The sequence below is a fragment of the Micromonospora sp. WMMD1219 genome, from assembly GCF_049315215.1.
GTDB classification, from domain to species: domain Bacteria; phylum Actinomycetota; class Actinomycetes; order Mycobacteriales; family Micromonosporaceae; genus Micromonospora; species Micromonospora tulbaghiae.
This window is the reverse complement of the sequence record NZ_CP186057.1, coordinates 1,867,901-1,881,890: the sequence shown is the minus strand read 5'-3', so window position 1 is coordinate 1,881,890 and position 13,990 is coordinate 1,867,901. Positions and strand designations below refer to the sequence as shown.

Genomic DNA, 13,990 nt, shown 5'->3' with positions numbered 1-13,990 from the left:
CCCCGTCGATCTTGCAGTTGCCGCCCCTCCGGAGGGCAATTCGCCTCTTTTGTCGGGGCCGCAACTGCAAGATCGACGCGGTTGGGGGGTCAGGTGAGCGAGGCGTAGATGTCGATCAGGCGCTTGGTGATCACGTCGGGGTGGAAGGTGCGCTCGTAGCGGCTTCGGGCCGCCGGGGCCAGCGCGGTCGCCTCGGCGGCGGCCAGCGGCAGTGCCGCCGCCAGCGCGTCGGCCTCCGGCGCCACCACCCAGCCGGCCTCGCCGCGCCGCACGCCGGAGGGCAACGCGACCCGCCCGTCGCCCGGCACCGCGGTGGCCACCTCGGCCGGCCCGGTGCCGGCGGGCTCACGCGGGCCGTCCGCGCCCACCAGGTACGGGATGCCGCCGAGTGCGGTCCCGAGCACCGGCCGCCCGGCCGCCAGCGCCTCGATGATCACCGTGGGCAGCACGTCGTGCCAGGTGGAGGTGGCCAGCACCACGGAGCTGTCGGCCAGCGCCGCGCGTACCCCGGGACGGTCGAGCTGGCCCAGGTAGAGCACGTCGGGTCGCTCCGCGGCGGCCGCCTCGGCGAGCGGACGCAGCTCGCCGTCACCGGCGATTCGCAGCGGGCCGAGCGCGCCCACCGGGTGCCGCCGCCACGCCGAGAGCAGCAGGTCCAGGCCCTTCTCGGGGCTGAGCCGGCCCATGAAGAGGAAGCCGTTCCCGGCCGGCGCCGGGGTGCCCGGGTCGGGTACCGCGTTCGGCTTGACCACGATCCGCTCGTCCGGGATGCCGTAGTCACGCAGATGATCAGCCACAGCCGTGGTGAGCGCGATGTACCGGTCCACCGACTTCCAGGTGGGGCGGTGCACGGCGAGCGTGGTCGCCATCAGCGCGCTCTGCGCCCGGGAGTTGCGGTAGCAGCGGTGCACGATCGCCGGTACGCCCAGCGTCCGCCCCCGGCAGTCCTGGCAGATCACGCCGTCTCGGAAGTAGAGGCCCGAGGAGCAGACCTGCCGGTAGTTGTGCACGGTCTGCACCACCGGCACACCGCGCTTGTGCGCGGTCCGCACCACCCAGGGCGAGAGCAGGGGGTACGGGTTGTGCAGGTGCAACACGTCCGGCCGGTGCTCGGTGAGCAGGCGGTCGAGGTCGTGCTGGGCCTTCGGGGCCCAGATCGGCGAGATCGGCAGCAGCGCCTTGGCCGGCTTGGACATCGCCGGGATCTCGTCCGAGCTGCGCAGGAACGGCAGCACCTCCACGCCGGCGGCGGTGAGCTGGGCGATCTCCGCGTCGACGATCGTGTTCTCGCCGGAGGGCTGGGCTTCCCGGTACCGGTTGTGCGCCACCACGATTCTCACGGGAAAGAAGGCTACCGTTGTACCGTGCCCGAACTTCCGGAGGTGGAAGCGCTCGCCGGTTACCTGCGCGAGCGTGCGGTGGGCCGCCGCGTCGAGCGGTTCGAGGTCGCCGCGATCAGCGCGCTGAAGACGTACGATCCGCCGCCGAGCGCGGTCGCCGGCCGTGCGGTCACCGGCGCCGGCCGGTACGGCAAGTTCCTGGACGTACGGTTCGACGAGGGACTGCACCTGGTGGTCCACCTGGCCCGGGCGGGCTGGCTGCACTACCGGGAGGCGTTCCCGTCGGCGACCCCGCTGCGGCCCGGCAAGGGCCCGATCGCGGTGCGGGTACGCCTCGACGACGGCTCCGGCTTCGACCTGACCGAGGCCGGCACCCAGAAGAAGCTGGCCGCCTACCTGGTCACCGACCCGGCGCAGGTGCCGGGCGTGGCGAAGCTCGGGCCGGACGCGCTGGAGGCGGACCTGCCCACATTCGCCGAGCGGCTGCGCAGCCGCCGGGGTCAGGTGAAGGGCGTGCTGACCGACCAGGCGGTGCTCGCCGGGGTGGGGAACGCGTACTCGGACGAGATCCTGCACGCGGCGCGGCTCTCGCCGTTCGCGATCACCGACCGGCTCACCGACGACCAGCTCGCCGGTCTGCACGCGGCGACACGCACGGTCCTCGGCGACGCGGTACGCCGATCGATGGGGCAGCGGGCCGCGGAGCTGAAGGGCGAGAAGCGTTCGGGCCTGAAGGTGCACGCCCGCAAGGGACTGCCGTGTCCGGTCTGTGGCGACACCGTGCGGGAGGTCTCGTTCGCCGATTCGAGCCTCCAGTACTGCCCCACCTGTCAGACCGGCGGGAAGCCGCTGGCTGACCGAAGGTTGTCCCGCCTCGTACGGTGAGTAATGGCATTCGCCGGTTACCGAGCGGAATCGACCCGCGATCACCGAAGGTCCGGTCCGCCCCTCTACCCGAGCCGTCATCCATCGGTATAGTGGCTCGGTCCCCGGCTTCACAACTGATTCGGAGCCGGCCAGATCTCACCGAGCACCAGCGGAACGGCTTCCTCGCGGGGGCCGGTCCGGGCCGGGCCCGCGTGGGAGACTGGGACGGTGAGCGACCCGGGCCCTCACGCCGAGTGAGGACGCGGGTCATGCGGGAGGACATGGGTTGAGGTGACGACAAGCCTCCAGCGCCCGGTAACCGACAGAGGCCGGAGCAAGAGCGTGCGGCACGTCGACAGCTTTGAGATCCAGCCGCCGACTCCGCCGTCGCACAACGGCGTACCCCGGTCGGCGTGGGCCCGCGCCCGGCGCCGGGTGTCCCGGTGGCACCGGCCCTACATCGGGTTCCTGCTGCTGCTCGACTTCGGCGCGGCCGCCCTGGCCAGCTTCCTGGCCGTGCAGATCTTCGAGCAGGCCGACTCCGGCTTCCGCAACTCGCCGCAAGCCTGGTTCTACACCGTGGCGTTCGTGCTCCTGCCGCTCGGCTGGCTGCTCTTCCTCTGGGGCAACCGGGCCTACGACCGGCGCTACCTGGGTCTCGGCCCGGACGAGTTCAAGCGGGTGATCCGGGCGGGCGTCGCGGTCGCGGCGGCGGTCTCGTTCATCGCCTTCGCCACGAAGACCTACTCCCTGTCCCGATGGACGGTCGGCTTCGCGCTGCTCGGCGCGATGTTGCTGATCGTGCTCGGCCGCATGATCGCCCGGGCCTGCCTGCACGCGCTGCGCCGCCGCGCCGGCCACGCAGGGCACCGGATGGTGCTCGTCGGCACGCTTCCGGAGTGCCTGGAGGTCTACACCACGGTCACCCGGAACCCGTCCGTCGGCCTGGTGCCGGTGGCCATCCACCTCACCGACGGGTACGCCGCCGCGCGCGGCCTGGAGACCCCGGTGCCGGTGTACGCGGGCCGCGACGTCCTGGCCCTGGTACGTGAGGTCGGCGGCGACACGATCGCGGTCTGCGGCTCGGCCAGCGCCGAGCCGGGCGAGCTGCGCCGGCTGGCCTGGCAGCTGGAGGGCTCCGGCGTCGACCTGGTGGTTGCGCCCCAGCTCACCGACATCGCCGGCCCCCGGGTGCACATCCGCCCGATCGAGGGCCTGCCGCTGCTGCACGTCGAGGAGCCGACCCTGTCCGGGCCGGCGCTGCTGGCCAAGAACCTGATGGACCGGGTCGCCGCCGGGCTGGGCCTGCTGCTGCTGGTCCCGCTCTTCCTCGCCATCGCCGTCGCGATCCGGATCTCCGACCCCGGGCCGGTCTTCTTCCGCCAGCCCCGCGTGGGCCACGAGGGGCGGACGTTCCGGGTCTGGAAGTTCCGGACCATGTACGTGGACGCCGAGGAGCGGCTGGCCGGCCTGGTCGACCGGAACGAGACCGACGGCATGCTGTTCAAGATGAAGCAGGACCCCCGGGTCTTCCCGGTGGGCCGCTTCCTGCGTGCCACGTCGCTGGACGAGCTGCCCCAGCTGATCAACGTGCTCTGGGGCGAGATGTCGCTCGTCGGCCCGCGCCCGCTGCCCGCCGACGACGGCGACTTCCTCGGCGACGTGCGGCGCCGGCTGCTGGTCCGGCCGGGCATGACCGGTCTGTGGCAGGTCTCCGGCCGCTCCGACCTGTCCTGGGACGAGGCGGTCCGGCTCGACCTCTACTACGTCGACAACTGGTCGCTGGCGTACGACCTGAGCATCCTGTGGCGGACCGTGGGCGTGGTGCTTGCTCGCAAGGGCGCGTACTAGCGCTACCGGGCCGGCACCCGGCAGGATCGCTGCGTGGGTGGCAACCTCTCCGCCGTCTTCGCCGTCGTCTCGCTGATCACCGCGTTGGCCGCGGCGCTCTGGGCGGTGCTGCGGCTGCGCGGCCGGCGGGGCATCGCCACCGCCACGCAGCGGGCCACGTACGAGGTGCTGCACACGGCAGGGCTCGCCGCCGAGCCGCTGCGCGCCGGCCTGACCGCGGGGGACGCGGCGAAGGCCGTACGCCATCTGCGGGCCCTCGTGGGCGCGGCCGGGCTGGCGCTGACCGACCGGGACGCGTTGCTCGCGGTCGACGGGCAGGGCGCGCACCACGGCGACCAGCTGGTCGCGGCGGCCCGGCGGGCGGCCGACAGCGGGCGCTCGACGGTGCTGGGCGAGTCGGAGCTGCACTGCGACCTGGTCGACTGCCCGGTACGCGGCGCGGTGGTGGCGCCGCTGCGCGCGGACGGGCGGGTGGTCGGGGCGCTGGTGGCGGTGGCCGACGAGCGCCCGGCCCCGGGTCTGGTGCAGGCGACGCTGGAGACCGCGCACTGGGCGGGTGACCAGCTCGCGCTGGCCGAGCTGGAGTCGTCGCGGGAGCGGCTGGCGCGGGCCGAGGTGCGCGCGCTGCGCGCCCAGATCAGCCCGCACTTCATCTACAACGCGCTCACCGCGATCGGCTCGTTCGTGCGCACCGACCCGGAGCGGGCGCGGGAGCTGATCCTGGAGTTCGCCGAGTTCACCCGCTACTCGTTCCGGGCACACGGCGAGTTCACCACGCTCGCCGAGGAGCTGCGCTCGATCGACCGCTACCTGACCATCGAGCGGGCGCGTTTCGGCGAGCGGCTCCAGGTGCGCCTGCAGATCGCGCCGGAGGTGCTGCCGGTGACGCTGCCGTTCCTCTGCCTCCAGCCGCTGGTGGAGAACGCGGTCCGCCACGGGTTGTCCCGCAAGCCGGGCACCGGCATGGTGAGCATCGAGGCCCGGGACGCGGGCGCGGAGTGTCACATCACGGTGGAGGACGACGGGGTGGGGATGGATCCGACGACGCTGACCGCCGGCATCGCGGAGGTGTCGGGTGCGGCCGGCGACCCGGCCGACGACCCGGGGCAGCACGTCGGCCTCTCGAACGTCGACGAACGGCTCCGGTCGGTCTTCGGCGACGGGTTCGGCCTGGTCGTGGAGACCGGCCTGGGTTCGGGTACGAAGGTCAGCATGCGCGTACCGAAGTTCCACCCCGGCGTCCGGGCGTCGTCATGACCGTCACCGGCACCGGATTCCTCCGGGTGCTGGCGGTGGACGACGAGCCGCCCGCGCTCGACGAGCTGGCGTACCACCTGCGCGCCGATCCCCGGGTGGCCCGGCTGCACACGGCCGGGGACGCGACCGAGGCGCTGCGGGTGCTGCGCGACGACGACGTGGACGTGGTGTTCCTCGACATCCGGATGCCGGGGCTGGACGGCATGGAGCTGGCCCGGGTGCTGCGCCGGTTCGCCCGCCCGCCGGCGATCGTGTTCGTCACCGCGTACGACGACGGCGCGGTGGACGCGTTCGACCTGGGCGCCACCGACTACGTGCGCAAGCCGGTACGCGCCGAGCGGCTGGCCGAGTCGCTGCGCCGGGTGATCGGCTCCCGGGTGGTGCCGTCGCATCCGGCCGCGCTGGCCCGGGCGGAGGAGGATCCGACCATCCCGATCGAGCTGGCCGGTACCACCCGGATGCTGCCCCGCTCGGCGGTGCGGTGGGTGGAGGCACAGGGCGACTACGCGCGGCTGCACACGGCGGAGGGGTCGCACCTGGTCCGGGTCTCGCTGGCGACGCTGGCCGAGCGCTGGGCCGACGCCGGGTTCGTCCGGATCCACCGCTCCTATTTGGTGCAGCTGCGGCTCATCGCCGAGCTGCGGCTGGTCAACTCCGGCTACGTGGTGGTGATCGACGGATCCGAGCTGCCGGTGAGCCGGCGGCACACCCGGGAGCTGAAGGACAAGCTGGTCCGCGCCGCGAAACAGGACTGGAGTCGCTGAGGGGCGGGGTCACCGTCGACGCTGACGTACAATGTACGGCAGACCGTACGACAGGGTGGAGGACCGCATGTCCGACGACCGCTTCGACGCCGCTACCGAATTCGACCGCCAGCTCGACCGGCTCGTCCAACTCGGCTACCCGGCGCTGGCCGGACAGACCGAGGAGGAGTTCCGGACGCTGCTCACCCCACTGCGCGACGCGGCCGTGACCGGTGCCGCCGACCTGGCCGGCCCCACCGACGCGCGGGTGCCGTTCCTGCTGGTGACCACGCGGGAGCTGGTGCCGGTGCCGGAACGGATCGCGCTCACCACGCTCGCCGGCAAGCGCAAGACCGGCGTCCTCGACCGAAACTTCCCCGCCGACGACCTGCCCACCTTCGACCCGATCAAGGAACTGGAGGTGCCGCCCAGGCCCGCGTACCTGCTCTTCGACGTGGACCGGGGCGAGGAGTACCGCAACCTGCCGCCGTCGGCCGCGCTGGAGGACATGACCGCGAAGGACCGGCTGCCGATCACCATCGACGAAGGGCTGGCGTTCGTCACGCTGCACCCGCAGGCGCTGGCGAGCAACAGGTGCTTCTCGCTCGTCGGGTCGCGCTGCGGCGACCGGCGGGTGCCGGCGCTCTGGATCAGCCAGGGCGCGCCGAAGCTCGGCTGGTGCTGGTTCGGCAACCCGCACACATGGCTCGGCTCGGCGACCGCGAACCCGGTACGGGTGGGGCTGGACTGACGCTGTCCACAATGACTCCACGCCATCCACCGGGTTATCCACAACCGTGAAGCGTTATCCACAGGTTGTGCACAGGGCTCGGAACCGTGCTCTTGACAATCCCGCTGAGCGGGCGAGACTGCCGGGGGTGACCGGAGCCGAGGAACAGCAACCTTCGGGGCGGCCCGTCGGGGCCGCCCCGGTTCCCGGCCCGCGCGCGTCCCCACCCACCGCCGAGCCGGGAAACCCGTCGGCGCCGGCCGCCGCGCCGAAGCGGACCCGGATCGTGCTGGCCGAGGTCTCCCGGACGGGCGACCCGGCCGATCGCACCCGATCCGAGCTGACCCAGCAGACACCGGTCGGCGAGACGCTCGTGCAGGGGCTGATGCGCGCCCAGCTCTCCCTCGCCCTGCGGCTCAGCCTGCTGGTGCTGATCGGCCTCGGCGGCCTGCCCTGGCTGTTCGCCATCGCGCCCACCGTCGGCCGGGTCACAGTGCTCGGGGTCAACCTGCCGTGGCTGCTGCTCGGCGTGGTGTCCTTCCCGTTCCTGATCGTGGTCGGCTGGGCGTACGTGCGGCTGGCCGAACGCAACGAGCAGGACTTCGTCGACCTGATCCGACGGCCGGAACACTGATGTCCAACGGTTACGTGGTCCCGGCGATCGTCGCCGTCACCCTGGTCACCGTCGGCATCGGGTTCTACGGGCTGCGGCTGGCGCGGACCACCTCGGACTTCCTGGTCGCGTCCCGGGCGGTCAGCCCCACCTGGAACGCCGCCGCGATCGGCGGGGAGTACCTGTCGGCGGCGAGCTTCCTCGGCGTCGCCGGACTGATCCTCAAGTACGGCGTGGACGTGCTCTGGTACCCGGTCGGCTTCGCCGCCGGATACCTCGCGCTGCTGCTGTTCGTGGCCGCGCCGCTGCGCCGCTCCGGCGCGTTCACGCTGCCCGACTTCTGCGAGGTGCGGCTCGGCTCGCGCCGGCTGCGGACGCTCGCCACCGTGTTCGTGATCTTCATCGGCTGGCTCTACCTGGTGCCGCAGTTGCAGGGCGCCGGGCTGACGCTGGCCACGCTCACCGGCTCGCCGTACCCGCTCGGCGCGCTGCTGGTCGCCGTGGTGGTGACCGCGAACGTGGCGCTGGGCGGCATGCGGGCGATCACCTTCGTGCAGGCGTTCCAGTACTGGCTGAAGCTCACCGCTCTCGCCGTACCCGCGATCTTCCTGGCGTTGCAGTGGCAGGCCGACGCCCGCCCGGCGGTGACCCCGCCCGACGGCCCGACGTTCCGGACCGCGACCACTGTCGTGGTCGAGCACCGCGCGACGCTCACCCTGCCCGACGGCGACATCCGGGAGGTACGCCCCGGCGACCGCCTGGAGTTCGCCGCCGGTGACCCGGTGCCGGAGGTGTCCGGCGCGGCGACCGGCGCCACCGAATGGCTGCTGCCGGACACGGCGGGCGAGGACGACCGGGGACTGTTCGCCACGTACTCGCTGATCCTGGCCACGTTCCTCGGCACGATGGGCCTGCCGCACGTGCTGGTCCGCTTCTACACCAATCCCGACGGCGCCGCGGCCCGCCGCACCACGCTCGTGGTGCTGGCGCTCGTCGGCGTCTTCTACCTGCTGCCCACCGTCTACGGCGTGCTGGGCCGCATCTACACCCCGCAACTGCTCGTCAGCGGCCAGACCGACGCGGTGGTGGTGCTGCTGCCCGGCGCGGCGCTCGGCGACGGCACCACCGGCCGGCTGCTCGCCGCGCTCGTCGCCGCCGGCGCGTTCGCGGCGTTCCTGTCCACCTCGTCCGGCCTGCTCACGAGCGTGGCCGGGGTGATCTCCACCGACGTGCTGGGCCGCGGCTCGGTACGCGGCTTCCGGATCGCCACGGTGATCGCCGGCGGGGTGCCGGCGGTGCTCTCCCTGAACGTGTCCGGGCTGGACGTGTCGCAGGTCGTGGGGCTGGCGTTCGCGGTGGCCGCGTCCAGCTTCTGCCCGCTGCTGGTGCTCGGCATCTGGTGGCGCGGCCTGACCGACCTGGGCGCCGCCGCCGGGGTGCTGGTCGGCGGCGGCGCGGCGGTCGGCGCGGTGCTGCTCACCGTGCTCGGCCCGCCGCTGACCGGGTGGCCGGCGACGCTCACCACCCAGCCCGCGGCGTGGACGGTGCCGCTGGCGTTCACCGTCATGGTGGTGGTGTCGATGGCGAGCCGGCGGCGGCTGCCCCGCGACGTCGGCGCCACAATGCTCCGCCTGCACACCCCGGAGGCGCTGCGCCTCTAGCGCTTGCGCTTCTTCCGAGGTTTAGGTCCGTACTCCGAGCCGATGTAGACCTCTTTTTGAGGGTTATTGACCATATTGCTGTCAATGCCAGTCACGTTCCACGTGGTGCTGGCAGCTGGTGCCGCCAACGGTACTGCCGAGCCAGCGACCGGATCAGGACGTGACGCCTCTCCTGTCTCGCCACCGCGTGCTTTCCGTCGCAGGCTCCAAAGGCTCAGACCGAGCCCGGCGAAGGCCACGACGAAACTGCCGATTGCGGCGTATTGGCTGGCGGCTCCCAACTGATGACTCGACAGGAATACGAGGATGCCCACCAGCGCCATCCCCATGGTCAGCGGCAGCAGCCACTTTGTCATGTTGCCTCTCCTCCGCGCCGGCTCGGCGTCAGAAACCAAAGCCATAGCCGTCGTCCCGGTCACCGAGATCCTTCGGCCACCCATCCAGTCGGTTCTCCGGCCCACGTCGCCTCTCACCCGGCGAGCGCTCCTGGCCGGCAATCCGCGATTTACTCGTGTCCAGTTCTCTCTCCCGTGCAGCCAACTCCCTCTCGCGTGCATCCAGTCTCCGCTCGCGTGTGTCCAGCTCCCTCTCCCGTACGTCCAGTCCACGCTCGCGTGCACCCAGTCCACGCTCGCGTGCATCCAGCCCTCGCTGCCGATTGGCGAGCAGGAAACTCGCTTTCATCGCCCGCTCCCGCGCTGTCAGGATGGCTTCCCGCTGTTCGAGTTCGCGTCGCCGCACTTGTGCTGCCAACTCGAACACTTCTTCGAAACCAGGAAACAGCCGGAGAGTTCCGTCGGGACGCCGTACCGTCACGCTCCGATCCAACTGGTTGCCACTACCGATCAGCACGCCGACCGCGTTATCGACCATCTCCTGGCCCTGCGCCCGGAATACGCTCGTTTCTGGGTCACGCAGGTCCGTGGCTCCCCGGATCAGATCCAAGTCTCCAACGTGGCCGGCGGCATCGGCGAAAAGAGTCGTCAGTTCCTCGCGAGAAGCGCCCTCACCCGACGCAAGGCGGCTGATGAAGGCGGCCGCCAGCTCGAAGTCGGCGGCGAGCAGCACGGCCGCATTGATGGTGGTCAACTCGCTGATGAACCTCACCTCGCGGGTCACCTTCTTGCTGTCCCCGAGGACAAGGGTCGAGGCCCGAGCGGTCACGGAACAGGGCTCCCGGACTCGCATCTTCACTTGGTCGACGACGTCTGACGGCCGCTCGGCACCGAGGGTCCTGCTCACCACGCGCTGGAACTGCTGGACGCGCCAACTGTGGCGCGGCTCGGCGATCGCCTTTCGGAGACTCTCCATCACCGCCTGAGATTCGACCAGAAGATCGAAGGAGACCTCGAGGTGATGAAGGTGGAAGTGTTCCTCCTGCCGAAGCAGGCAATTGCTCCCGACGACGCCGGTTGATCGCTCCAGATGCACCATTCCCGCCCGAAACCAGCGCGTCGCGCCCGCCAACCGCACCCTGACGTGCGAGGCCGCCGTAACAGTCAGGTCGACCGCCGCCCATCGGGGCCAGAGTCGCAAGGTCCCGGCATCGGTCTGGAGGATGGTGGGGTGCGTGTCCGACCGGAGGAATCTAGGAGTCGGTCGTTCTGACGCCTCGCCACGGCCGGGGCCGCCGCCCCGGACATGCTCCGAGGCGTCGCTCGTCCGCTCAGCTCCCTCTCCCGTTGTATCCGAAGTCGCATCCGTCGGGGTGGCGGCGAACAGGGATGGGTTCCCACCGTCCCCCCCGTCGTCGTCGGCCCTGTCCTCTTCGCCGCTCTGGTCGCTGCAACCCCGTTTGGACTTCACACGCCCTCCCAAAACGCAAGGTTACCTCATGGTGACACGAGGCATCTATGGTCACCAGATCGGCGACCATCACTCGCCCGACCACCAGGCGTTCGTACCTCTCAGGGATGACGCGAGATCATCCTGGCGTCCGAGCAGCCGCTGGCCGGAGCCCGATACGGTCGGACCATGACCGATCAGCACCCGGCGCTGTCCCTCCGTGGTCTGGCCAAGCGCTTCGACACCAAGGTCGCGGTCGCTGGCGTCGACCTCGCCGTGCCGACCGGCTCGTTCTACGGCCTGCTCGGACCGAACGGAGCGGGCAAGACCACCACCCTCTCCATGGCCGTCGGCCTGCTGCGGCCCGACGCCGGTGAGGCCCGGGTGCTCGGGTACGACGTGTGGGCCGACCCGGTCCGCGCCAAGAGCCTGCTCGGCGTGATGCCGGACGGCGTACGCCTCTTCGACCGGCTGAGCGGGGCGGAGCTGCTGGCGTACCACGGTCTGCTGCGCGGCATGGACCCGGCGGTGGTCGACCAGCGGGCCGCGGAGCTGCTGGACGTGCTGGCGCTCTCCGACGCCGGCCGCACGCTGGTGGTCGACTACTCGGCGGGCATGAAGAAGAAGATCGGGCTGGCCTGCGCGCTGCTGCACGGTCCGCGCCTGCTGGTGCTGGACGAGCCGTTCGAGGCGGTCGACCCGGTCTCGGCGGCGCTGATCCGCGACATCCTGCACCGGTACGTCGGCGGCGGCGGCACGGTGATCTTCTCCAGCCACGTGATGGAGGTGGTCGAGCGGCTCTGCTCCCACGTGGCGATCCTGGCCGAGGGCCGGATCAAGCGGGTCGGCACGCTGGCCGAGGTGCGCGGCGAACGGTCGCTGGAGGACGTCTTCGTGGAGGTGGTCGGCGGCCGGACCGCGACCGGCGAGGAGCTGTCGTGGCTGTCCCGGTGACCGTCCCCGAGCGTCCGGCCCGGCGCGTGTCGCCCTGGCACTTCGTCCGGCTCAAGCTGCGGGTGCTCGGCAACAACTTCCGGGGGCAGACCTGGCGGGTCGCGCTGTTCGTCCTCGGCCTGCTGTTCGGGCTCTGGTTCGCCGCCGTCGGGTTCTTCCTGCTGGCCGCGCCGGGGCTGGCCGGCGAGTCCCGGTACGCGCTGATGATCGCCGCTTTCGGCGGTGGGCTGCTGACGCTCGGCTGGCTGCTCCTGCCGCTCGTCTTCTTCGGCGTGGACGAGACGCTCGACCCGGCCCGGTTCGCGCTGCTGCCGCTGTCCCGCCGCACCCTGGTCACCGGCCTGCTGGCCGCCGCCCTGGTCAGCGTGCCGGCCCTGGCGACGGCGATCACGGCGGCCGGGCTGGTGGTCACCGCCGGCGCGCTCGGCGGCTGGGCCGCCGCCCTGGCCGGCGCGCTGGGCGTGGTCCTCGGGCTGCTCGTCTGCCTGGCCGGCGCCCGCGCGATCACGAGCGCGTTCGCGACGATGCTGCGCTCCCGCCGGGTACGCGACCTGGCCGCCGTGCTGCTCGCGGTGCTGGCCGCCCTGCTCGGGCCGTTGCAGTTGCTGGTGCTCGCCGCGGTGCGGCGGACCGACTGGGACCGGCTGGACGGGGTGGCCCGGGTGGTCGGCTGGACGCCGTTCGGCGCACCGTGGACCGCCGGTGTCGACGTGGCGGAGGGCCGCGCCGGCGCTGCCGTGGTGAAGCTGCTGATCGCGGTCGCGACGCTGGGCGTACTCCTGGTCTGGTGGTCGCGGTCGCTGGAGTCGGCGATGGTGGGCACCGCGAGCAGCGGCCCCGCACGGACGCCGCGCGGCGTGGCCGGCGGCGCGGTCGCGCAGCTCTTCCCCCGCGCGGTGGGCTGGACCCGGCGGGACCGGTTCGGCGCGCTCGTCGCCCGCGAGTGCCGCTACTGGTGGCGGGACGCCCGTCGCCGGGCCAACCTGATCACCGTCGCCGTGGTCGGCGTGTTCGTGCCGCTGATGGTCAACCTCGGTGGCCCCGCGTTCCTGTCCGAGGGCGGCGCCGCGTTCGACCAGGCCACCGCCGACTCGTCGCCGGCGATGGTCAGCCTCACCATGGTCTTCGTCGGGGCGCTGGCGTCGTTGACGCTCGCCAACCAGTTCGGCTTCGACGGCAGCTCGTACGCTGCGAACCTGGTCGCCGGTGTGCCCGGGCGGGTGGAGCTGCGGGCCCGGATGGTCGCGTTCTCGGTCTACGTGGTGCCGATGCTCGTCGTGATCGCGGTCGCGCTGGCGATCGTCCTCGGCCGGCCCGAATGGCTCGGCGTCATGGGCGGCGCGTTGTTCGCCGCGTACGGCTGCGGGCTGGCGATCAACGCGTTCGTCTCCGTGCTCGGCGCGTACTCGCTGCCCGAGTCGAGCAACCCGTTCGCCATGAACAGCGGCGCCGGATTCACCAAGGGCCTGCTCACCCTGGTCTCCATGGTCGGCTCGGCGGTGGTTGCGGTGCCGTTCGTGGTGGCCGCCGCGCTGCTCGGCGACGTGTGGCTCTGGCTGGCGCTGCCGGTCGGCCTGGCGTACGGCGGAGGCGCGGCACTGCTCGGCGCGTACATGGCGGGGGACACGCTCGACCACCGGCAGCCGGAGCTGCTGGCCGCTGTCACGCCGAGGCGCTGATGCCTGTCGTCGAAGCGGTCACCACGGTCCCGGTCCCGCCGGAGCTGGCGTTCGCCGTCTCCCAGACCACCGCCCCGGTGCGGTACCGCTGGGATCCGTTCGTCCGCGAGCAGCACTTCGTCGACGGCGCGACGCGGCCCGGCCGGGGCGTGCGCACGTACACCCGGTCCCGGCACGGCTTGGTCATGGTCAGCGAGTACGTCTCCTGGTCACCGCCGACCAACGTCGGCATGAAGATGGTGCGCGGACCGTGGTTCTTCGAGCGGTTCGGCGGCGGCTGGCGCTTCGCGCCCGGTCCGGAGCCGGACACCACGATCGCGACGTGGCGGTACAACTTCCGCTGCCGGCCGGCGTTCCTGCGCCCGGTCGCCGAGCGGATCGGTGAGTGGTTGCTCGGGCGCGACATCCGCCGCCGGATCGCCGGGTACGCGGCCGGCTGCGCCGATCCGGAGGTGCTGGCCGCCGCCCGCCGGTTGCTCGCCGACGACTGAGCCGCGCGTCCCGGGCTGC

At 72.0% G+C, this 13,990-nt stretch carries 13 protein-coding genes; 10 read left to right on the top strand and 3 right to left on the bottom strand.

Annotation, left to right across the window (positions count from 1 at the left end; translation table 11 throughout):
• Positions 1 to 89: 89 nt before the first annotated feature.
• Positions 90 to 1,340, bottom strand: coding sequence for a glycosyltransferase family 4 protein (locus ACN27C_RS09090; RefSeq protein WP_358170544.1), 1,251 nt, complete (start codon positions 1,338 to 1,340; stop codon positions 90 to 92).
• 24 nt (positions 1,341 to 1,364) lie between these two features.
• Between ACN27C_RS09090 and ACN27C_RS09085 the strand changes: the two genes are divergently transcribed.
• The 7 genes from ACN27C_RS09085 (at position 1,365) to ACN27C_RS09055 (ending at position 9,062) form a co-directional block, all read left to right on the top strand.
• The gene (locus ACN27C_RS09085) at positions 1,365 to 2,225 is read left to right on the top strand and encodes an Fpg/Nei family DNA glycosylase (RefSeq protein ID WP_047890506.1); all 861 of its coding nucleotides are present in this window, start codon (positions 1,365 to 1,367) and stop codon (positions 2,223 to 2,225) included.
• A 324-nt stretch (positions 2,226 to 2,549) separates the two neighbouring features.
• Positions 2,550 to 4,058 carry a sugar transferase gene (locus tag ACN27C_RS09080; protein ID WP_187690269.1) on the top strand — a complete coding sequence of 503 codons (1,509 nt, stop codon included), beginning with the start codon at positions 2,550 to 2,552 and terminating at the stop codon, positions 4,056 to 4,058.
• 33 nt (positions 4,059 to 4,091) lie between these two features.
• Positions 4,092 to 5,315 carry a sensor histidine kinase gene (locus tag ACN27C_RS09075; protein ID WP_422750921.1) on the top strand — a complete coding sequence of 408 codons (1,224 nt, stop codon included), beginning with the start codon at positions 4,092 to 4,094 and terminating at the stop codon, positions 5,313 to 5,315.
• Positions 5,312 to 6,079 carry a LytR/AlgR family response regulator transcription factor gene (locus ACN27C_RS09070; protein WP_013289288.1) on the top strand — a complete coding sequence of 256 codons (768 nt, stop codon included), beginning with the start codon at positions 5,312 to 5,314 and terminating at the stop codon, positions 6,077 to 6,079. Before ACN27C_RS09075 ends, ACN27C_RS09070 begins: the two co-directional genes overlap by 4 nt.
• A 67-nt stretch (positions 6,080 to 6,146) precedes the next feature.
• Positions 6,147 to 6,809, top strand: coding sequence for a DUF5701 family protein (locus ACN27C_RS09065; protein ID WP_233585500.1), 663 nt, complete (start codon positions 6,147 to 6,149; stop codon positions 6,807 to 6,809).
• Between the two features lie 262 nt (positions 6,810 to 7,071).
• Complete coding sequence (locus tag ACN27C_RS09060) at positions 7,072 to 7,422, top strand: hypothetical protein (protein ID WP_176739863.1); 351 nt, start codon at positions 7,072 to 7,074, stop codon at positions 7,420 to 7,422.
• Positions 7,422 to 9,062, top strand: a complete 1,641-nt coding sequence (locus ACN27C_RS09055; RefSeq protein WP_422750920.1) for a cation acetate symporter — start codon at positions 7,422 to 7,424, stop codon at positions 9,060 to 9,062. The genes ACN27C_RS09060 and ACN27C_RS09055 overlap by 1 nt, the downstream gene beginning before the upstream one ends.
• On the opposite strand, the gene ACN27C_RS09050 is transcribed toward ACN27C_RS09055, so the two are convergent.
• Both ACN27C_RS09050 and ACN27C_RS09045 read right to left on the bottom strand, forming a co-directional pair.
• On the bottom strand, positions 9,059 to 9,418 hold the full coding sequence (locus ACN27C_RS09050) for a hypothetical protein (protein WP_162959264.1): 360 nt from the start codon (positions 9,416 to 9,418) through the stop codon (positions 9,059 to 9,061). The two genes, ACN27C_RS09055 and ACN27C_RS09050, sit on opposite strands and share 4 nt — an antisense overlap.
• 28 nt (positions 9,419 to 9,446) lie before the next feature.
• Entirely contained in the window at positions 9,447 to 10,496 is a 1,050-nt protein-coding gene (locus ACN27C_RS09045) for a hypothetical protein (protein ID WP_162959263.1), read from the bottom strand.
• Between the two features lie 540 nt (positions 10,497 to 11,036).
• Here ACN27C_RS09045 and ACN27C_RS09040 point away from each other — a divergent pair.
• From ACN27C_RS09040 to ACN27C_RS09030, 3 genes are read left to right on the top strand one after another with little or no spacing between them, the layout of a single operon-like run.
• On the top strand, positions 11,037 to 11,801 hold the full coding sequence (locus tag ACN27C_RS09040; protein ID WP_422750919.1) for an ABC transporter ATP-binding protein: 765 nt from the start codon (positions 11,037 to 11,039) through the stop codon (positions 11,799 to 11,801).
• The gene (locus tag ACN27C_RS09035; RefSeq protein ID WP_422750918.1) at positions 11,786 to 13,480 is read left to right on the top strand and encodes an ABC transporter permease; all 1,695 of its coding nucleotides are present in this window, start codon (positions 11,786 to 11,788) and stop codon (positions 13,478 to 13,480) included. Before ACN27C_RS09040 ends, ACN27C_RS09035 begins: the two co-directional genes overlap by 16 nt.
• Entirely contained in the window at positions 13,480 to 13,971 is a 492-nt protein-coding gene (locus ACN27C_RS09030; RefSeq protein WP_422750917.1) for an SRPBCC family protein, read from the top strand. The genes ACN27C_RS09035 and ACN27C_RS09030 overlap by 1 nt, the downstream gene beginning before the upstream one ends.
• Positions 13,972 to 13,990 lie beyond the last annotated feature (19 nt).